At 51.2% G+C, this 19,831-nt stretch carries 23 protein-coding genes; 12 read left to right on the top strand and 11 right to left on the bottom strand.

Annotated features, from left to right (window positions below):
• Positions 1-55 precede the first annotated feature (55 nt).
• The 4 genes from SIB66_RS07500 to SIB66_RS07485 all read right to left on the bottom strand — a co-directional run bounded on the left by SIB66_RS07500 (position 56) and on the right by SIB66_RS07485 (position 2,765).
• Positions 56-271, bottom strand: a complete 216-nt coding sequence (locus SIB66_RS07500) for a hypothetical protein (RefSeq protein ID WP_063400325.1) — start codon at positions 269-271, stop codon at positions 56-58.
• A 74-nt stretch (positions 272-345) separates the two neighbouring features.
• On the bottom strand, positions 346-1,308 hold the full coding sequence (locus SIB66_RS07495) for an NmrA family NAD(P)-binding protein (protein WP_063400223.1): 963 nt from the start codon (positions 1,306-1,308) through the stop codon (positions 346-348).
• Positions 1,309-1,363: 55 nt separating this feature from the next.
• A complete protein-coding gene (petM, locus tag SIB66_RS07490) occupies positions 1,364-1,462 on the bottom strand; it encodes a cytochrome b6-f complex subunit PetM (protein WP_011130544.1) in 99 nt (32 codons plus the stop codon).
• A gap of 28 nt (positions 1,463-1,490) precedes the next feature.
• Positions 1,491-2,765, bottom strand: coding sequence for a N2,N2-dimethylguanosine tRNA methyltransferase (locus SIB66_RS07485; protein ID WP_063406498.1), 1,275 nt, complete (start codon positions 2,763-2,765; stop codon positions 1,491-1,493).
• On the opposite strand from SIB66_RS07485, the gene SIB66_RS07480 reads away from it, so the two are divergent.
• Complete coding sequence (locus SIB66_RS07480) at positions 2,679-3,677, top strand: alpha/beta fold hydrolase (protein ID WP_236070287.1); 999 nt, start codon at positions 2,679-2,681, stop codon at positions 3,675-3,677. The genes SIB66_RS07485 and SIB66_RS07480 overlap by 87 nt on opposite strands.
• Before the next feature lie 5 nt (positions 3,678-3,682).
• A complete protein-coding gene (ilvN, locus tag SIB66_RS07475; protein ID WP_011130547.1) occupies positions 3,683-4,213 on the top strand; it encodes an acetolactate synthase small subunit in 531 nt (176 codons plus the stop codon).
• 25 nt (positions 4,214-4,238) lie between these two features.
• Here ilvN and SIB66_RS07470 read toward each other — a convergent pair whose 3' ends face one another.
• From SIB66_RS07470 to SIB66_RS07460, 3 genes are read right to left on the bottom strand one after another with little or no spacing between them, the layout of a single operon-like run.
• The gene (locus SIB66_RS07470) at positions 4,239-4,943 is read right to left on the bottom strand and encodes a peptidylprolyl isomerase (RefSeq protein WP_063421557.1); all 705 of its coding nucleotides are present in this window, start codon (positions 4,941-4,943) and stop codon (positions 4,239-4,241) included.
• Between the two features lie 3 nt (positions 4,944-4,946).
• Entirely contained in the window at positions 4,947-5,522 is a 576-nt protein-coding gene (locus SIB66_RS07465) for a photosystem I assembly protein Ycf4 (protein ID WP_011130549.1), read from the bottom strand.
• A complete protein-coding gene (locus SIB66_RS07460; RefSeq protein WP_063403764.1) occupies positions 5,512-5,715 on the bottom strand; it encodes a hypothetical protein in 204 nt (67 codons plus the stop codon). The genes SIB66_RS07465 and SIB66_RS07460 overlap by 11 nt, the downstream gene beginning before the upstream one ends.
• Between SIB66_RS07460 and psbD the strand changes: the two genes are divergently transcribed.
• The gene (gene psbD, locus SIB66_RS07455) at positions 5,714-6,769 is read left to right on the top strand and encodes a photosystem II D2 protein (photosystem q(a) protein) (RefSeq protein ID WP_011130550.1); all 1,056 of its coding nucleotides are present in this window, start codon (positions 5,714-5,716) and stop codon (positions 6,767-6,769) included. The genes SIB66_RS07460 and psbD overlap by 2 nt on opposite strands.
• Positions 6,753-8,150 carry a photosystem II reaction center protein CP43 gene (gene psbC, locus SIB66_RS07450; protein WP_063406496.1) on the top strand — a complete coding sequence of 466 codons (1,398 nt, stop codon included), beginning with the start codon at positions 6,753-6,755 and terminating at the stop codon, positions 8,148-8,150. Before psbD ends, psbC begins: the two co-directional genes overlap by 17 nt.
• A gap of 233 nt (positions 8,151-8,383) precedes the next feature.
• Here the strand turns inward: psbC and SIB66_RS07445 are convergent, their stop codons facing one another.
• Positions 8,384-8,944: a nucleoside triphosphate pyrophosphatase gene (locus SIB66_RS07445; RefSeq protein ID WP_063406495.1), complete on the bottom strand. Its 561-nt coding sequence runs from the start codon at positions 8,942-8,944 to the stop codon at positions 8,384-8,386.
• A 62-nt stretch (positions 8,945-9,006) separates the two neighbouring features.
• Here SIB66_RS07445 and SIB66_RS07440 point away from each other — a divergent pair, with 62 nt between their 5' ends.
• From SIB66_RS07440 to SIB66_RS07425, 4 genes are all read left to right on the top strand, one after another.
• Positions 9,007-9,393 (top strand): Npun_F0494 family protein, encoded by a 387-nt coding sequence (locus SIB66_RS07440; RefSeq protein ID WP_231901254.1) that lies wholly within the window; start codon positions 9,007-9,009, stop codon positions 9,391-9,393.
• Positions 9,390-10,910, top strand: a complete 1,521-nt coding sequence (locus tag SIB66_RS07435) for a cobyric acid synthase CobQ (RefSeq protein ID WP_413410290.1) — start codon at positions 9,390-9,392, stop codon at positions 10,908-10,910. Before SIB66_RS07440 ends, SIB66_RS07435 begins: the two co-directional genes overlap by 4 nt.
• Positions 10,907-11,152 carry a 2Fe-2S iron-sulfur cluster binding domain-containing protein gene (locus SIB66_RS07430; RefSeq protein ID WP_063406494.1) on the top strand — a complete coding sequence of 82 codons (246 nt, stop codon included), beginning with the start codon at positions 10,907-10,909 and terminating at the stop codon, positions 11,150-11,152. The genes SIB66_RS07435 and SIB66_RS07430 overlap by 4 nt, the downstream gene beginning before the upstream one ends.
• A 755-nt stretch (positions 11,153-11,907) precedes the next feature.
• A complete protein-coding gene (locus SIB66_RS07425; RefSeq protein WP_236070266.1) occupies positions 11,908-12,510 on the top strand; it encodes a class I SAM-dependent methyltransferase in 603 nt (200 codons plus the stop codon).
• A gap of 65 nt (positions 12,511-12,575) precedes the next feature.
• Here the strand turns inward: SIB66_RS07425 and SIB66_RS07420 are convergent, their stop codons facing one another.
• Both SIB66_RS07420 and dnaA read right to left on the bottom strand, forming a co-directional pair.
• Positions 12,576-13,148 (bottom strand): peroxiredoxin, encoded by a 573-nt coding sequence (locus SIB66_RS07420; protein ID WP_063406493.1) that lies wholly within the window; start codon positions 13,146-13,148, stop codon positions 12,576-12,578.
• 75 nt (positions 13,149-13,223) lie between these two features.
• Entirely contained in the window at positions 13,224-14,621 is a 1,398-nt protein-coding gene (gene dnaA / locus SIB66_RS07415) for a chromosomal replication initiator protein DnaA (protein ID WP_063406492.1), read from the bottom strand.
• A gap of 99 nt (positions 14,622-14,720) precedes the next feature.
• Here dnaA and SIB66_RS07410 point away from each other — a divergent pair, with 99 nt between their 5' ends.
• From SIB66_RS07410 to SIB66_RS07395, 4 genes are all read left to right on the top strand, one after another.
• The gene (locus SIB66_RS07410) at positions 14,721-15,875 is read left to right on the top strand and encodes a trypsin-like peptidase domain-containing protein (RefSeq protein WP_063403759.1); all 1,155 of its coding nucleotides are present in this window, start codon (positions 14,721-14,723) and stop codon (positions 15,873-15,875) included.
• A 6-nt stretch (positions 15,876-15,881) separates the two neighbouring features.
• A complete protein-coding gene (locus SIB66_RS07405) occupies positions 15,882-16,544 on the top strand; it encodes a TIGR04282 family arsenosugar biosynthesis glycosyltransferase (RefSeq protein WP_063406491.1) in 663 nt (220 codons plus the stop codon).
• A gap of 214 nt (positions 16,545-16,758) precedes the next feature.
• Positions 16,759-18,066, top strand: coding sequence for a hypothetical protein (locus SIB66_RS07400; RefSeq protein ID WP_063406490.1), 1,308 nt, complete (start codon positions 16,759-16,761; stop codon positions 18,064-18,066).
• A gap of 527 nt (positions 18,067-18,593) precedes the next feature.
• Positions 18,594-19,289 carry a TIGR04283 family arsenosugar biosynthesis glycosyltransferase gene (locus SIB66_RS07395; protein ID WP_063406489.1) on the top strand — a complete coding sequence of 232 codons (696 nt, stop codon included), beginning with the start codon at positions 18,594-18,596 and terminating at the stop codon, positions 19,287-19,289.
• Between the two features lie 3 nt (positions 19,290-19,292).
• On the opposite strand, the gene SIB66_RS07390 is transcribed toward SIB66_RS07395, so the two are convergent.
• Complete coding sequence (locus tag SIB66_RS07390) at positions 19,293-19,793, bottom strand: GNAT family N-acetyltransferase (protein WP_063421559.1); 501 nt, start codon at positions 19,791-19,793, stop codon at positions 19,293-19,295.
• Positions 19,794-19,831: the final 38 nt, after the last annotated feature.

Here is a 19,831-nt window from a genome sequence, read left to right as displayed (position 1 = left end):
TCCATTGTGGTCGGTAGGGAAAGAATCGATGGCTAAACCTGGATGACCCAAGGCATTAGCCCAAGGCCTCCAACAGCTCATTCACTGTCTGCAACTGGCCGTAGTAGTAATTGGCCCTAGCCCGGCGCTCAGCATCCTCGAGGCCGTCAAAGGCATCGAAGCCAAGGTTGCGCCAAAGCTCATGCCCACAAGCCCGATCGAGCTCCTGAGTAGCCTCACAAGACAAATTGTCTAGTCGGCGCTGCAGGTTTTTAACTTGAACAACAGACATGCCAGCAGGAGCAAAACAGATACGCGAATGGTACAAATAAACCATCCTCGCGCCAGTGTTGGATGGAGGATTCCTTAAAAAGGCAGCTTTTTCCTGCTTTCCTCGTCGAGATCTGCCTCCATCTCACGCAAACGCTTGAGGATCGTGTCGTAGTACTCGGAGATATAACTTTCAAGAGGGGTGGTTTCCGAAGGATCCAAGCCAAAGCAGGAATAGGTGTCATCCATCGGTGCATCCAAAGCAATTCCCCCTCCAGTGACCTCTGCAAAAGCAAGCCTTTCAGCCATATTCACTGACTGTTCAAAGAATGAGACCACTCTCTGGCTCAATCCGATCAGAAAAGGTGACACACGAATCACCTTGGCTGTTTTACTGCTGGACTTTTCGCAAAATTGCACAATTTCTTCGGAGGTCCAAGCCTTCGGACCCACGACAGGAAAGCTGCGGCGGATCGTTTCAGGACGCTCCAAAGCAGCCACAGCAAAACGTGCGACGTCTTGGGTATTCATGTATGCAACTGCTGTAGGCGTTTCACTCACCCAAACCGTCTGATTTTCAAGAACAGGTATGGCGATTTGACCGATCAACCCCTGCATAAAGGCCACACCCTGCAAAATCGTGTAATCGAATGACGAATCTGCCAACAGCCTCTCGGTGCAGAATTTGATGTCCATCAGTGGCACGTTGGGATGCTTCTCAGCTGCCAACAAAGAAAGAAAGACGTAGCGCTTCACTCCTGCTTTCTCACAAGCCCTCAGCAGATTGAGCTTTCCATCCCAATCGGTTGTGTAGACACTTGCAGAATCATCGGGACGGCTCGTGGCCGCATCAATGACAGCATCGATGCCATCAAGAGCGTAATCAATAGTCTCCGGATCAAGCAGATCGCCGCAGGTGAGCTCGCAACCCCACTCCTGCAGGAAAGCCCCTTTCCGAGGTTTACGGACCATGCAGCGGACCTGATGGCCAGCATCAATGGCACGACGAGCTATCTGCCGCCCAAGGGTGCCAGTTCCACCAACCACCAGAACCTGCATAGGGCCCTTCAATACAAGCAAGGAGCCTATATCGAGCGACTCCAGTCTGCGAACCTCAGTCCCCCTGAAGCTTCAACAAGAGAGCACCACCTGCAAGACCAACTGGGATCAATACCCAGAAGACGGCAGCAATCCCGAAAATCTCCGAAGCCATGAATGGGCATGTGAATCACGCACACCATTTAACGCCCTTCCTGACACATCTCGTGGCAAATCCGCAAAAGCTCGGTCACTGTCGCATCGGTTCGTAGTTGTCCTGCCATCACGGCACTGCCGCAAGCCTCATGGCCAGCAAAACGCAAAGCCCTGACCAATGCCAAAACAGACGGCGGGCCAGACAAAACCAGACGCTTGGCCAGTTCAGCTGTGGACCAGCAATAGACCGGCAAGCCGATATCAGACTGCAAGCGATGCAACAGCCGAAGTGTGGCGGATGCGATCGGAACGATCGACTGTTCTGCTAACACCAACAAATCGGCCAACACAACTGGCGACTGAAGGGGGCCCAGCCAAAGGGGACCGCTCACCGCCCAGCGGCCACCTCCTTGAGAACACATACACCCTGACCATCCCTGCAGGGAGAGCAGTGGTTGAGCAAGCTGAGCACCACAAGCCTCACAGCGAGCTAAAAGCCCAAGCTGGCTCTCCTCACCAGCAGCAATTCGACGCTTGATCCTTACCGCAACACGAAAAGTACGACCTTCACTAAAGCTGACCAGGGGCTCCAAGCCACGCCCTAGCAGCCAGGCATGTCGTGCAAGAACCCCAAGCTGCAGCCTCAAAGCGATCTCCCAGCTGGCTGGATGCACCCGAGCCGCAGCAGCCAAACTTCGAATTGCCCCTGGCCGGTCATGACCTGTGGGAGAGCGCCCATCACTGCTTGCAAGCAGCAACAACCCCTCAGAAGCGAGAACCTGCAACACAGGTTGCAGAAACGCATTCGGACAACCAAAACAATCGAGATCAATCAGATCAAAACGACACTGATCGAGGTAGGCACGGCTCAGCAGGACCTCAGCGGGCTGATGAAAAAGCTTTAGCGAGATTTGCTCTTGGCGCAGAGGGGCCAGATTCCTCTCCAAAAGAGAAGCGCGCTCAAGATCGGCATCATTCACCCACAGCTCTGGCAGCTGCTCTACTCCTGACGCCAAAAATGAGGGCTTAACAGCCTCCAACCCCCAGCGCAAAGCACGAATACCGCAACCAGCCATAAGGTCCAACCAGCGCAAAGCAGGCGAAAACTTCTCTCTCCTCTGCTGCTGAAAAGCAGCCAATAAAACCGAAAGGTCACGGGAAGGACGAGACTCTGGGCGGAAGAAACCACCTCCTGGCTCCAAAACGACTGAGCCTTCGCGATAGTGGGTGGTGGGTTGGTTCAAGCCGCTTTGTTTGCAACTGACTTCCAGACTGCCGAGCGGGCCATTCAAGAGACAGGTGCTGACTGGGGCGAATCCCATGATTGGTATTGGCAAGGCCTACGTTGTCACTGGCGTGTACTGGGAGCAGAGGATGCACGGCCACTCGTGCTCATCCACGGATTCGGTGCCAGCAGCGCTCATTGGCGAAACAATGCTTCACCCCTAAAAGCGGCAGGATTCCGCGTCTACAGCCTTGATCTGATCGGTTTTGGAGCTTCAGCCCAACCAGGACTGAAACAATTTCGACGCCTCGACAATCGACTGTGGGGCAAACAATTAGCAGCCTTTCTTAAGCAAATTGTCCAGGCCAGCCCCTCTCAACAAGCAGTACTAATAGGCAATTCTCTAGGAGCACTAACGGCTCTCACCACAGCCGCATTCCGCCCAGACCTTGTTGGAGCTGTGGTAGCAGCTCCATTACCGGATCCTGCATTGATTGAACCATTGAGCTTCCGCCCCACACGCTGGTGGCGCCGGTTGAAGCACAAGTTGATCGCAATCATCTTCCGCCTCTTGCCTCTGGAACTGATTGTTCCTCTCATCGCACGAACGCCACTCCTTAAAGCAGCGCTTCAGATGGGCTACCACCACTCCATCCAGTTAGACCATGAGCTACTACACCTGATCGCCCAACCTGCAAGGCGACCCTCGGCAGCTCGCGCCCTACGAGCGATGTGCGTTGGCATGACACTGCGGCCAGTTGGCTGCACAGCTCCTCGCTTACTAAAACGCCTGGCTAGCAGGCCCGATCGCCCCCCCATATTGCTTCTCTGGGGACGAGAGGACCGTTTTGTGCCATTAAAAATTGGCCATCGACTGCAGCATCAATACCCATGGATAACGCTTTCAGTGCTTGATGAAACTGGCCATTGCCCCCATGACGAATCCAGTCAGGCTTTTGATCAAGCCGTGTTCAGCTGGCTGAACCTTAATTTAGGTAATGAACAATAAAGGGCATGAAGCACACCCTTTCAGTGCTAGTCGAAGACGAATCCGGAGCTCTAAGCCGGATCGCAGGACTTTTTGCACGCCGTGGTTTCAACATCGACAGCCTTGCGGTGGGCCCAGCCGAAACGCCTGGACAATCCCGACTGACGATGGTTGTAGAGGGAGACGATCATGCCCTTCAACAGATGAGCAAACAGCTCGACAAACTCGTCAACGTCCTGCAGGTGCTTGATCTAACCAGGCAACCTGCAGTCGAACGAGAACTGATGCTGCTCAAAGTTTCCGCACCCGCTCACCAGCGCAGCTCCATTTTCGATCTCGTTCAGGTCTTCCGAGCGAAAGTTGTTGATGTGGCCGATGGCGCGCTTACCCTTGAGGTGGTGGGTGACCCAGGCAAGCTGGTGGCGCTCGAAAGCTTGCTGACCCCTTACGGGATCATCGAAATCGCCCGCACCGGCAAGGTCGCTCTTGTAAGGGCCTCAGGGGTAAACACCGAACTCTTAAAGGTCTCTCCGAGCGGGAGCCGAATACCGGCCTAAGTGATTAGCAATGTCTTAAGGGTTTTTATTTCGCCAGTACCAGGCTGGCTTTAAAAATACGATCACCCTGCTGAATCGAATCCACCACCTCCAACCCCTTGATCACCCTGCCAAAAACGGCATAACGGCCATCAAGTTCGGGCAAAGGGCGCAAAGCAATGTAAAACTGAGCACTGGCTGAATCCAGCGCCGGAGAACGAGCCATAGCCAGAGCCCCCTTCTTATGAGTCAATTGCAATTGCAGCAACTCTCTGGGGTTGGTGATCAACTTTCCATAGCGAGGCTGGTCATCTGTTTTCAACTTCACTTCAAAAGGAATGAAGCGGGCCTGAGCACTGGCGGGATCGATGAAACTACCCTTCCCGTAATTGGTCTTGAGCGTTTTAGGATCCTTTGAAGCAGGATCACCGCCCTGAATAACAAAGGAAACGGGCTCTTTCACGACCCGATGAAAAACAGTGCCGTTATAGACACCACGTTTAACAAGATCGACGAAATTACCTGCGGTAACAGGAGCAGCATCACCATCCACCTCAAGGGTGATTGAGCCTCGATTCGTACTCATCAGCACATTGGCTTTGCCTTGCAAGCAGGGGCTAGTCAGCGAGGAACAAACCGCCTTGATCGATGCCGTAGTGGACTTGCTGCAGCCAACCAATAAGGGCACACAAAGCAGAAGTCCCCAGATGTGTTGACGCCGAATCAAACGCGCAAGGGATGAGAGCAACACAATTCAAAGCCCTTCAAGATTCACGTCAAGAAAACGCGCTAGCTCAGCACCATCCTGTTCTAACTGTGCGAGGGGGAGAGGCTGACCGACGCGGGTAAGAGTGATGTCTCGCCGACCTTGAACCCGCAAGGACAAGCGGCGAAGGGGATTGAAACCATCACGTACCTCAACCTTTACGGCTTTGACATCCTTGAGGGGGAACTCCGCGCTGATCAGCTTGAAATATCCGCGACGGCAAATTTTCACCATCCCGGAAGCCTTGTCAAAGTTGTTGCTACCTGCACCCAAATTGATGTTGATCATTGCCCAGAGGTAACTCGCAAGCAGCAAACCTGCTATGCCATAGAGACCCATCACCAAGCCCTGAGGCACGAATAGGAGAGTCGAAGGACTGCCGATGGGAAGAAGATCTCGCCCCAAATAACTAGACAGACAAGTCAGTGTGAAGCCAAGGCCGCCGATTGTGACGATGACGGCCAAGAGCTGATTGGAGAGACGTCGAAAACCGAGAACCGATTGCTCAAGCCGCTCTAGAGAAGCATCTCCGGCCTTAGGGGTTTCCTGGAGATCAGCTGACATGACTACCCAATATGAATCTCCATTCTGGACTGCTACAGCCCACAACGGGCAGATTTGAAGCAAGCCAAAGGAGCAACACCACTACAAGGGGTTTCAGCTCATGGCAACTCTCTCCCAAAGGCCCCTTGGGGATTGTTAAAGTCTTCGGGTATCCCACAGCTTGCGGCAGAACCGCACCGTTTTTTTTTCCCATGACGATCGCTGTAGGACGCGCGCCTCAGCGGGGATGGTTTGACGTCCTCGATGATTGGCTCAAGCGCGACCGCTTCGTTTTTGTTGGCTGGTCTGGCCTCCTCTTGTTCCCTACGGCCTACTTGGCCCTAGGAGGCTGGTTTACCGGCACCACCTTCGTTACCTCCTGGTACACCCACGGCATTGCAAGTTCCTATCTGGAAGGCTGCAATTTCCTTAGCGCCGCTGTAAGCACCCCCGCAGATGCGATGGGGCATAGCTTGCTGCTGCTATGGGGCCCTGAAGCTCAGGGTGATTTCGTGCGCTGGTGTCAGCTTGGTGGCCTCTGGACCTTCGTAGCCCTTCACGGCTCCTTCTCTCTGATCGGCTTCATGCTGAGACAGTTCGAGATTGCCCGTTTGGTTGGCATTCGCCCTTACAACGCACTTGCCTTCTCAGGCCCAGTCGTTGTCTTCCTGGCGTGTTTCCTCATTTACCCCCTAGGACAACACAGCTGGTTCTTTGCTCCCTCGTTTGGGGTTGCAGCAATCTTCCGCTTCATTCTCTTCCTTCAGGGCTTCCATAACTGGACTCTGAATCCCTTCCACATGATGGGAGTAGCAGGAATCCTCGGTGGAGCCTTGCTTTGTGGCATCCATGGCGCAACGGTGCAGAACACCTTGTTCGAGGATGGCGCTATGTCAAACACCTTTAAAGGGTTTGATCCCACCCAGGAAGAAGAGACCTATTCAATGGTCACCGCCAACCGTTTCTGGAGCCAGATTTTCGGAATCGCCTTCTCCAACAAACGCTGGCTGCACTTCTTCATGCTCTTCGTGCCTGTCATGGGCATGTGGACGCCTTCGGTTGGCATCGTTGGCTTAGCAGTCAACCTGCGTGCCTACGACTTCGTGTCGCAGGAAGTACGCGCCGCTGAAGACCCCGAATTCGAGACCTTCTACACCAAGAACGTTCTTCTTAACGAAGGTATCCGAGCCTGGATGTCCGTTGCGGACCAACCTCACGAAAACTTTGTATTCCCTGAAGAGGTAATGCCACGTGGAAACGCCCTTTAAATCTGGTTCCATACTGCAGAATGCCGGGGGATACAGCCTTGAATCCACCGGTTATGCATGGTGGGCAGGTAATGCCCGGTTTATCAACCTTTCTGGACGCCTCCTTGGCGCCCACGTTGCCCATGCAGGTCTGATGACTTTCTGGGCAGGAGCCATGATCCTGTTCGAAGTCAGTCACTTCACCTTCGACAAGCCAATTTTCGAACAAGGCCTGATCTGCATGCCACATGTGGCAGCGCTTGGTTATGGCGTTGGTACAGGTGGCGAAATCGTAGACATCTACCCGTTCTTCCATTGCGGGGTGATGCACTTAATCATCTCTGCTGTGTTCGGCTTAGGTGGGGTCTATCACGCCTTGGTCGGCCCTGAAAAACTGCAGGATTACAGCTCTCCATTTTTCAGGCTTGATTGGAAAGACAAGAATCAGATGACCAATATTCTTGGTTACAACCTGATTTTTCTAGGCTGGGGAGCTCTTGCTCTGGTTCTCAAGGCCTGCTTCTTTGGCGGCATCTATGACACCTGGGCTCCAGGTGGTGGCGACGTGAGATTAATCACCAGCCCCACACTTGATCCCGGCGTGATCTTTGGATACGTGTTCAGTTCTCCTTGGGGAGGTACCGGTTGGATCACTGGTGTCAACTCAATGGAAGACCTGATTGGCGGCCACATTTACGTTGCTGCTCTTCTATTCGTTGGGGGCCATTTCCACATTGCCACCAAGCCATGGGGATGGGTTCGTAGAGCCTTCATCTGGAACGGAGAGGCCTACCTCAGCTACGCCCTTGCTGGCCTGAGCTGTTGTGGTTTCATTGCCACGGCCTACATATGGTTCAACGTCACCGCCTATCCATCAGAGTTCTACGGTCCATCGAACGCCGAAGCCTCTCAAGCCCAGAGCTTCACCTTCCTTGTTCGTGACCAACGCCTTGGAGCAAATATTGGTACTGCCATGGGGCCAACTGGCCTTGGTAAGTACCTGATGCGTTCTCCCACTGGTGAAATCATCTTTGGTGGAGAAACGATGCGCTTCTGGGACTTCCGTGGTCCTTGGTTAGAACCACTGCGTGGACCTAACGGCCTGAGCCTTGACAAGCTTCAGAACGATGTTCAGCCATGGCAAGTGCGCCGTGCTGCTGAATACATGACCCACGCCCCCAACGCTTCCATCAATTCAGTAGGTGGAATCATCACGGAGCCAAATTCGGTTAACTTCGTGAACCTTCGCCAGTGGTTAGCTGGTCATGCGTTCTTCCTAGCTTGGTTCACCATCGTGGGGCACTGGTTCCACGCTGGTCGCGCCAGGGCTGTTGCAGCCGGGTTTGAAAAAGGCATCGATCGTAAGACCGAACCAGCCTTGTCAATGCCTGATCTGGACTGATTCTCAAAATCAAGCATCGATCTTGTTAATCGGGAAAACCTTCAACCCTCGCCATTGCGGCGAGGGTTTTTTTCTTGCAGCCAAAGCGCATCAAAAAAACACAGCGCAACAATCACATGCTCAATAGAACCTAAAGAACAACAACTTGCCTCAAAAAACCACAGCAATGATCAACCTTAACAATGGAAAAATCAACGCCAAGCTTTCAATAACTCACTATCAGTTAATCCAACTTATTCATTAATAACTAGCAACCAGCGCCGCAACAGGGGCAAACTCAAGCCAATCACATTGCTAAAACAACCCTCAAGGCGCTCCACCATCAAGCCACCCTGACCCTCAAGAGCAAAGCCACCCGCGCATAACAATGGTTCACCAGTAGCCACATAAGCCTCGATCTCAGAATCACTCAAGGCAGCAAACAGCACACGTGTCGTTACTGTTTCGCTGAGGCGCTCACCATTAACACTGAGCAAACAGTGACCGGTATGCAAAAGCCCCCACGCCCCAGCCATTCGCTGCCAACGGCTACTGGCTTCCACCGCCGTGGCTGGCTTGCCAAACACTGTGCCATCAAACTCCAACACTGAATCGCAGCCAAGCACCGGCAAAGCCGCCTTAATTTGTTGATGCACCACCCCAGCCTTCGCCTCCGCTAAATGCTGGACAAGCCGCACTGGATCAAGATGGTGGATAGTCTCTTCATCAACCCCACTCACCATCACTTGATGGGGAATCGCGGCCTGTTGAAGCAGTCGGCGGCGGGCTGGAGAAGCCGAGGCAAGCATCAACACAATTACAGCAGCGAGAACAAGTTCTTAGGCTGCCATTAATGGTCGACCTTGCCTCCGTTGCCATGACAAGCGAGATGGAATTGCTTGACATGCGCAGCAAAAAACGTGCTGCCCAAGCCATGCGTTGTCTTCGGTTTGACACCAGGTTTTATACCGATGCCCAAGCAACAGGGCTCAATGCTGAGAGCGTTTGGCAGCAAGCCCGGCAATACTGCTTGCCTGGATGCAGCTGGTTTCAGCGTGCTGATGCTGTTGAAGCCGATTTTCGCTGGTTGATTACCGTTGGTGTGTTGCGCCGTGAAGTCGATGGGCAGGGGTTGACAGCGAAAATCCGTCTCACCCCCTTGGGCCGCCAGCTACTTGAACAGTCACCAGGGTTACCAACACAACGAGCTGGGATTTTCGAACGACTGCAACACAATCTGCGTCGACTTTGGCCCAGACAATGAGCACCGATGGGATGTCGACCCCCCTGATGGTGTTAGGCACATCCAGTGGAGCTGGTAAATCATTAATGTCGGCCGCTCTCTGCAGGTTGCTGCTTCGTCGAGGCGAAACTCCCATACCCTTCAAAGGGCAAAACATGAGCAACAACGCCTGGGTTGATGAGAGCGGCGGAGAGATGGCCTATTCACAAGCCCTGCAAGCTTGGGCGGCAGGACTCAAGCCCCAATGCGCCATGAACCCTGTGCTGCTCAAACCCCAGGGAGACAGCACCAGTGAAGTCATCCATCTGGGTCAAAGCGTTGGCACGGCGCGTGCCGAGACCTACTACGAGCAATGGTTCCGTCCTGGATGGAGCGTCATCCGTGAGGCGCTAAAAGACCTTCAATGCTCTTACACCCATGGCCGGCTTGTCTTGGAAGGTGCAGGCAGCCCAGTGGAAGTCAACCTGCAACGGCGAGACCTCACCAACCTGCGATTGGCTCAGTTCCTGCGTGCCCGCTGTTTGCTCGTTGCCGATATCGAACGCGGTGGTGTTTTTGCCCAGATCATGGGAACCCTGTCTTTACTGAAGCCGGTAGAAAAGCAGTTGATACGCGGGCTACTCATCAATCGTTTCCGTGGCCGGCGCGAACTTTTTGAGGAAGGGCGCGATTGGCTAGAAGCCGAAACCGGAATTCCCGTCATCGGTGTAATGCCATGGCTGGAAGAGCTCTTCCCGCCCGAAGACTCCCTTGATCTACTAGAGAGAAGAGGCAAAAAAAATGATGCCGAGATCGAAATCGCCGTCTTGAAATTGCCATCCCTAAGTAATTTTTCAGATCTCGATCCATTAGAAGCAGAACCCACAGTTCAGCTGCGATGGGTGGAACCCGGCACATTCCTCGGGATACCAGATGCTGTCATCATTCCCGGCAGCAAGCAGACACTGCGCGATCTAAATTCGCTAAACCGCAGTGGTTTAGGGCGTCAGTTGCAAACCTACGCCCAAAGCGGTGGGCATGTGTTTGGCATCTGTGGCGGCATGCAAATGCTTGGGCGAACTCTGGCAGATCCACTAGGTCTGGAAGGCGCCACAACAACAGAACCATCAAGCAGCATGGCAGGACTCAATCTGCTGCCTCTAGATACCGTTTTCAAACGCAGCAAGGCTCTAAGACAATGCCAAAGGATTACCCAGTGGCCAGACAATGCCAAGGTGAAGGGGTTTGAATTACACCATGGCAATAGCCAACTCATTCAAGGGAGCCATGAGTCTGTCCTCCCTATGGCTGACGATCCCTCAATGGGTTGGGTCAGTAAAAATGAGAGCTGCGGCCAAGTCGCGGGAACTTACCTGCACGGGATTTTCGAGAATGGTCACTGGCGAAGGCTGTGGCTCAATCTGATACGGAAGCAAAAGGGCTTAGCAGACTTGCCAACCGATATATCCAACCATGAGCAACAAAGAGAACAACTACTCAATCGTCTCGCCGATGTTTTCGAAGAACATGTCAACATCAACCCACTGCTGGGAACATGACGATCTCTAAGATTGAGATTCAATGGCCCAATGGCACAAGCTCCCTTACAGAAGCAGGGATTGATTGGCTCCAGGTTGCTCGAGACGCAGGAATCATCATTCCCACAGGTTGCTTACAAGGAAGCTGTGGTGCTTGTGAGATTGAAGTGAATGGAGAAGTGGTGAGAGCCTGCATCGCCATCGTTCCCAGAACGAAGTCATGCCAACTCAAGGTGGAGTTCGCCGATGATCCTTTCTGGTGATCTGTCGCAGAGCTATCAATCCTTTTTAAACAGCATTTGACTGACAGCTTTTGCAGGAAGCAACGGGGGTTAGCACTGATGACTTTCTAACGGGAGAAATAAATGCAGCGACTAATAGTCAGCAAGCAGCAATTAATGCCTGCTCTACTGATTATTTCTGATGCAAGCCCATTCCTACTCATGATTTTTCCTAGAGACAGCCTGGCTTGGTGGCCACTTTGAAAGCAATTCTCTCTAGTTGTGACATCGGCATTGCCTACATCGACTCCTGCCATGTCTAGGCCTCCAAGCTTGCTGGCATGGCGACGTTGTAGGAGGCAGCCCCTCAAGCCTGCTTAAGCCACCTCTTGTCGGATTGAATCCTTGGTAAACACTTTTAAAAGGGCATCGAGCAGCCGCTCTACTGTTGAGCCTGCTAATCAGCAAGCTGCGCTGTCCATAGCTTCTCCTTCCTCAAGCATCTCTTGATGACTCTGATTCCATGAAAGATCAACAGCTCGCTAAAGTGATTGCAACAAACAAAAGAACGTGCTTCCTGGAGTAGACGCCTCAGCGCATGTGGTTAATTGCTTTAGGGCAAAATATACCAACATTAGCCTCGACAACTTTGCACATTTATGGGTCACCAAACCAGCTGAGAAGCTTGCAAATCGATACCTTAAGGAGGTAGGTGAATCCGAAGATATTGCCCACTGCCTCAGACATCGATTTTTCTAGAAAGGCTTCGAGGGTTCCACATTCAAGTAACAAATGGAGTGTTTATCAATATTGGCGCCGGGTTCACCAATTACCCCTATCTAATCAACACTCCCATAGCATCCTGCGAAGTAGACAAGCCCAACCTTATCAAGTCAAAGCAGCAAAGAATACAGAAGCTTCAATCCTCTCAGCAGCTCCCAGAAAGAGACATTCTATTCCTCTGTACAACAGACCTCAATAACAGCAGCGAAAACAAAAAACTATTCGACTCATTAAGCCAATGGATAGGATCACGCCAATCATTTATCCTCATGGAAGGGCTTTTATACTGGCTTTCGCAAGACTCAGTCAATTCACTTTTTAAACATCTACAGCAAACACAAATAGCCGGAAGCCTTCTCGCACTGAATGCATTCAAACCAAGCGAAACTTCTAAGGCAATGTTTCAAAGGCTAAGGAAATTCAGCGAGAAAGGCTACGGGATAGGACACTTTTCTCCCAATACACTCAGCGAAACATTCCACGAGAATCTCTTAGGCTATAAATTGATCGATCAAGCGAATTACCTCAGCCTCTCAAAGCAACTTGACGAAGTCAAAGAGCTTGGCGATGAAGACTCAGTCCTAGAAGAGGATTGCTACTTGTTACGTAAGCTATAGAGGGGAGTAGGAAAACAGATAATCAATTTTATATGTAATAAACAGGCAAGAGAAAAGTGAGGGGTTTAGCCCTCAAACTCACGGCGAGGTGAACTAACACCAGCTGGTTGCACACCCTTCATGTAAGCGAGCATCGTATCGGCATCAGAGACCTCAAACGGGTCACCATCAGCATTATCACTAAAGCCAGGCTCAACAAACATTTTTTCAATATTACAATCATTCACTAGCATCGAATAGCGCCAGGAACGCAAACCAAAGCCTAGGTTAGATTTCTCAACAAGCATGCCCATTTTACGAGTGAACTCTCCATTTCCATCAGGGAGCATAAAGATATTCTTAGTACCCAAATGTTTGCTCCACTGGAACATTACAAAAGCATCATTCACTGAAAGACAGATAATCTGATCAACACCTTGGGCAACAAGTTCTGCATGCAACTCCTCATAACGTGGCAAATGATTGGATGAGCACGTAGGTGTAAAAGCACCTGGTAGGGCTAACACCACAACCTTGCGCCCCTTAAAGATTTCAGCACTAGTCAGGTCTTGCCAACGGAATGGATTAGACCCGGGCACAGATTCATCGCGCACGCGAGTCTTGAAGGTGACATCTGGAACGCTTTGAGGGAAAGGCATTGCAAGGCTGATGTTGATGCAAACAAAATCTCATACACCTCATCTAATCTTGTCAAATAATCAAATTGTTGAAACCTATCGGCGACGGCGTGAATCGATCTGCAGCAGATCTCTCACACGCCGAACCTGACTAGCCAACTGAGGATCACTGGACAACCTTTTCTCCACTTGCTCGATGGCATACATCACTGTGGTGTGGTCCTTTCCCCCAAAAGTCTCACCGATGCGAGGCAAGCTCAAATCCGTGCCCTGACGCATCAGGTACATGCCCACCTGCCGAGCATGGCTAACGGCCCGCCTACGACTGCTGCTACGCATGTCTTGAGGAGTCACGTCAAAAACCTCAGAGACCTTATCAATCACTTGTTGTGGGGTAACGTCCACACCTTGACCATTAGGGTCAAGCATTGGCGCTACCGATTCAACTGTCATCGGCAGCCCCGTGATCGAAGCAAAGGCAACTGCCCTGGTCAAAGCCCCCTCAAGTTCACGGATATTGGAGGTGAAGCGCCCAGCGATGTACTGAATTAAATCGCGAGGCAGCATCATGCGTTCCTGTTCCGCCTTCTTCTGCAAAATTGCCATGCGAGTCTCAAGGTCAGGCGACTGAATATCAGCGATCAAGCCCATAGAGAATCGAGAGATTAGGCGTTCTTGAAGCTTTGGAATCTGACTTGGAGGTCTATCACTAGCGATCACAATCTGCCTACCTGCTTCATGGAGAGCATTAAAGGTATGAAAGAACTCTTCCTGGGTGTATTCCTTGCCTTCAATAAACTGAATATCGTCAACCAAAATCAAATCAGTGGCCCGATATCGATCTCGGAAAGCTTGCATACCATCCTTCCGAATAGCTTGAATTAAGTCATTCGTGAAGGTCTCTGTAGAAACATAAGCCACCTTTGCTTCAGGATTGATCTCAAGCCTGTAGTGACCAATAGCCTGCATCAGATGAGTCTTGCCCAGGCCAACACCGCCGCAAATGAATAAAGGATTGAACTCTCGCCCAGGAGCTTCTGCAACGGCTAGCGCAGCAGCATGGGCCATGCGACTATTCGGCCCCACGACGAACCGATTGAAGACATAGCGCAGGTTCAGGCCTGAAAGAATCCGCCGAGGGCCACTAGAAGGGGCTACAGAGGTAGTGGTTGTTTCTGCAGTAGGCAAAGGTGAAGGGATGGGCGCCGATGTCATTGGTGGCAACACCCTCTCAGCAGAGTCTTCCTCCTGAGCCTGAACGGACACCCTCACTGACTGGCCGTAAATCTCGGCCGCAGCCGCCTCGATTGTCTGAACGTAATTCTTGCGAAGCCAGTTACTTGCAAAGCTATTTGGAGCAATCAGAGTCAACTCCCCGTCCCGAAAACCACTACAAATGGCAGGACGAATCCATGTCTCAAACGTAGGTTTGCTGAGATTGTGCTGAAGGGCCTGCTGCACCTTTGACCACAGCTCATTGCCCGTTAGCACCACATCCTTTCCTCTGCGATGGCTGAATCTACGCAACTTCTATCTAGCAAGCCGTCTTTAATAAGACCCTGATGTTCTCGTTCCCTGGCACCTGCGTTTGTCATGACCCTTGCCCTATCTGCCCACAGGCTGCATCCGCTCAGATGGCTTGGCTTGATCCTCATCAGCATCAACCTAAGTGGCTGCAACGAAGGGTTACGTCAACGTATCGGCATTGGTTCTAAGACAAGCCCAGACAACACCCCTGTCGTCAGTGATCCACCCAAATCAGCGCCTCTGCAGCCTGGCACCAATGTGATCGTGATTGCGGTGGAACAAGTTGGTCCGGCAGTGGTGCGCATCGACACGGTGAAACGGATCGCAAACCCCCTTGGCAACTTTTTCGGCGGCGGACCTCCCATCCAACGGCAAGCCGGCCAAGGGTCAGGTTTCATCACACGCTCTGACGGGCTGATCTTCACCAATGCTCATGTGGTTGATGGGGCAGAACAGGTATCAGTAACCCTTCCAGATGGACGCAATTACAGCGGCAAAGTGCTTGGTGGTGATCCCCTTACAGATGTAGCCGTGGTCAAAGTCGTAGCGAAGAAACTTCCCGTAGCCCCACTCGGCAATTCCAACAACATCAAGCCTGGGCAATGGGCAATCGCGATCGGCAATCCTCTTGGACTCAACAACACCGTTACTGCAGGCATCATCAGCTCCGTCGACCGCACCAACGCCTTAGGGGGGGGGCAACGAGTTCCTTACATCCAAACGGACGCCGCCGTAAACCCTGGCAATAGCGGAGGACCACTCATCAATGCCTCAGGACAGGTGATCGGAATCAATACTGCCATCAAAGTTGCGCCCGGAGGCGGGCTGAGTTTTGCAGTACCGATCAACCTGGCCAAACGAATTGCCCAACAAATCGTGGGGAGAGGGCAAGCTTCTCATCCCTATATCGGGGTAAGGCTGCAGAGCCTTACCCCCCAGCTAGCCAAAGAAATCAACGCAACAGGAGGGGCATGCCAAGTGCCTGAAGTTAATGCTGTTCTCGTTGTTGAAGTGATGTCTCGCAGCCCTGCAGACAAAGCCGGCGTGCGCCAATGCGACTTAATTCGTGAAGTCAATGGTGAGGTCGTCCGCGACCCTTCACAAGTACAACTTGCCGTTGATCGTGGGGAGGTTGGCAAGCCCATGCCGCTCACCCTTGAACGAAACAACAAGACGATCGAATTAATCGTGAAACCAGCAGAGCTACCCCGGCAGGGGTGAATTGAAATGGCAAAACCTGCACTGGTGGTGATGGCCCGCTGGCCGGCAGCAGGCAGATGCAAACGAAGACTGGCCGACACTCTTGGAATAGTGCGTGCAGCATCAATCCAGGCCAGGCTTACCAAACACACTCTGAGCGTGGCCAATCATCTGGCCAATAGAGGCCTGGTCGAGCTGCAATTCGCGATCACTGGCCTCGCTCCCAAGGCAGCCAAGCGCTGGGCACACGATCAAGGTGTGAGCACAGTGGAGCTTCAAGGCAAGGGAAGCCTGGGTGAACGGATGCGTCGACAGGTTTTGCGAGTGCAGCAACGACACCATCCACAAATCACAATGAGCCGCACCACATTGCTGATCGGCACGGACCTGCCAAATCTCTGTGATCGTGATCTGCTTCAGGCCCTAGAAGCTTTGCAAGAGCATGAGTTCGTACTTGGACCCGCTACTGATGGGGGCTATTGGTTACTTGGACTCTCAGGGCGCTTGGTAAAGCCCGTGACACGCTGGCCCTTCTGCGGCATTCCTTGGGGGAGCAATCAAGTGAAGCAAGTCACACTGGAGAAAGCAGCGGATGCAGGCGTGATGCCTTGCTTGCTGCGCGAACAAAACGATCTCGACCGCCTCGAAGATCTTTCAGCATGGCAAGCATGCGATGAAGGATTGATATGACAATGAGATGAACCAGAAACAACTGGATTAAGGCTAGAAAAATGAGTCTAGAGAGAAGAAGATAACCTCTTTCAAAAGGGAAGCAGTGCCGCTCAAAACTTCTCATCAGTGAGCAACATCACAGCCCCAAGTGAGGCGGGTCATCACCTCAGCCAAAGAATTGAGAGATGGTGTATTCACCGAGTAAGAAATCCCTCCCCACAACCTCAAAGCAATGAACTTCAAAACCCATACCAAGCGACATGACGATTTTAGCAAGAGAGTAATCCTTAGCAAAAAAGATATGGGAGATTTGGAGCGCAAAAGTTCCATACAAGGATCTTTTGAAATAGATCATTCTCAAAAGAATTATGAAACAATAACTGGCCTGGATAGGTTCAATCCAAAAGCCGTAGATCCAAACTCTCTTGATAGATTTAATCCAAAAGCTGTTGAACTAGATCAAGGTGAAAACACAAGCATGCCAGAGCTACCAACATTTTCTCCAACCCTAGGATTTGATATCCCAGAGAACCCAATTGAAGATGAGATTTTAAAATCCGGTGAGCAGCTTGGACCGAACCCCGAGGAGCTTAATGCCAATGATCTTATAGATACAAACGACTTTAGCAACTTGGATGATCTTCTGGGCCAAATAGATAATCTTGAGGATTTAATGCAGGAGATTATGAATGGCGGCACCCATCATCAACAAGCCCCAACTGAAGGTGGCGGTGTAAATGCAGCAGAGGAGTTAGGAGATCTATATGATGCTAGCGAAAAAATAGATGGGTTGTTTGATGACCATGATTTCGATTGTATCCCTAACTGGAGGGATGGGGATTGGTGGTTTGGAAATGAAGAAGAGGAACTCCAAAAAGAAATAGATGAAATTTCGTCATTTGCTGAAGATGACTACACACCAAGCGGCTCTGAAGGAACAGAATCAGATGGTGATGGTGATAATTGGGATCCCAATGACGAAGTTGATCTTGATCAGCCTCCATACGATAAATTATTTCCAGTCATTATAATTGAAGAGGGTGATGATGGGGCAGAAGATGGGGATGATAAGCCGGAAACGACTTCAGGAAAAGATGATAAAGATGAAGGCGATAAAGATGAAGAGGGTGACAATGGGGCAGAAGGTGACATCATGGTCACTGGAAATGAAGATGATTTACCACCATGGGTACATCATTTCGATGATATAACAGGCCAAGAAGATTTCATTCCTGAAGTTTCAACTATAGAGATCCCATTACATGAATCCACCAACCACCTTAAAAAGAGTGGCCAAACTATCAACCAAAGCCCAGAACTCCTTGCAAAGGATGGTGTTAGCAACCATGATCATAACCCTGTGACTATGAAATCGGCTTTTACTGATAATGGTGAATTTATAATCGAGGCGATCCCCTCAGCTGGAGAAACCTATAGAGCAGAAGGCCTCTTCCCCTGCCCGACAATTCCTCACATTCAAGCCAAAAACTTCTCAGAGCTGATACCAACAATCTCGATGACCACCATTCAAGACATCTGATAGGAGATGCCAAACCAATGAGTTTTTATTAAATACAAAAACTTGGAAAGTCAGCGAGCCGTCGATCAAGTACTACCACATCAATCAAATTCAATCAAACCAGTCCAAAGCCCCGCTCTAAGGCGGGGCTTTTTATGCGCTTCAACAAAAGTCAAAACTCCTCTTGCTTAAATTTGATAAACATGCAGCTCCAAAGGCTACGCGAAGAGGCCTACATCTTTTTTCAATTTTTACTTGCCGAAGTTTCACGCCATTGCATGACAATATCCAAGAAGCAACTATTAACACTCTTCAATGCTTAATTAATAAAGGCCTGCTCTCTAACCCGTTTAGTGAAGCACTCTAGTCACTCTTTTTTCTCAAGTAGATGTACTCTGAAAGCTTCCAATAGCAATTTTCTCAGACAGAGGCCCATCAAGATTACTTAGGGGATTCCCCATTCAGTTGCTTAAACAACAAGCCAATCAACCATATTTATCGTGATCCTCTAAGCCAATCCAATCAGGCAGTTCTCTGCAATATCAAACATGAGCGAAGTGCCCAGCCTCAGCGTGATTGTGCCGACGCTCAATGAAGCCAGCCGTCTACCACTGCTGTTGGCCGATCTCCAACGCTGGCCGACACCCCTAGACCTTTGGATGGTTGATGCTGGCAGCTCTGATGGCACAGAACTCGCTGCCCAACTCTCAGGAGCTCAAGTACTGCGAGTAGCCAATCCCAATCGGGGTGCTCAGCTCAGCCATGGAGCCTGCCAGGCAAAAGGTACTTGGTTGATGTTCCTGCATGCCGACAGCCGACTCCCCCCCCAATGGCCCGCTGTCGTTGAAGCAGTGATTACTCAGTCAACAGGAGACCTGAGTGCTTGGTTTTTCGACTACAAAATCCAAGAAAAGGGAACAAAACTACGCCTATTGGAACTAGCGGTGGCCCTTCGCAGTCATTGGCTGCAAAGGCCCTATGGCGATCAAGGCTTGCTCATCAGCAAAAGGCTCTACCAACACATCGGGGGATACAAACCCATCCCTTTGATGGAAGATCTCGAGTTAGTAGAGCGACTCTCTTGCCAAGTCAAGTTGCTGAGCCTGGGATTACCCCTTTACACCGACGGGCGTCGCTTGAAACGGCTAGGTCTACTGAATCAAGCCTGGCAAAACGCCCAATTGCGTAGACGCTGGCGCAGAGGAGAGGCAGCCAAGCATCTGTCAAAAGACTATTACCAATAATCCTTAGGCATACCAGAAAGCACATTTGTGGCCATCAGGCTCAAGCGTCCAACCCTGTCGCTCATAGAAATCGACAACACCTGGATCAGCAAAGAGCGTGACTCGTTTGACACCCATCTCCTTAAGAGATTCAAGGGTGTAATCCATTAGATGCTTACCCAATCCCACCCCCTGATAAATGGGGTGAATCGCTACATCCCACACTGTGGCTTCAAGAACTCCATCACCTGTACATCGAGCAAAACCAACCAAACGAGGCAACAGAGAATCATGGCGCCAAAGACCCACTTTCAAGAGACTGTGATCAAGTGCACGACGCACTCGACGCATCGGCCGGCGACTCCAACCCACAGCCTCCAGCAATTGTTCAAGCTCAACAAGATCGAATGAACGGTCATGACTGAAGACAAGGTTGATCTGCTCATTAGAAGACGGGCACTCTCGTGCTCCATGCCCATAGGCCTGCTCAAGCACCTCCGGCGTTAGCGAACAGGAGCTGATCACACGGCAGTGCTCAAATGTCTTAATCCTGCTTCACCACC

It is taken from the genome of Prochlorococcus sp. MIT 1318 (assembly GCF_047304505.1).
GTDB classification, from domain to species: Bacteria; Cyanobacteriota; Cyanobacteriia; order PCC-6307; family Cyanobiaceae; genus Prochlorococcus; species Prochlorococcus marinus_D.
The sequence above is the reverse complement of the archived record's forward strand: the minus strand, read 5'-3'. Positions and strand labels throughout refer to the sequence as shown.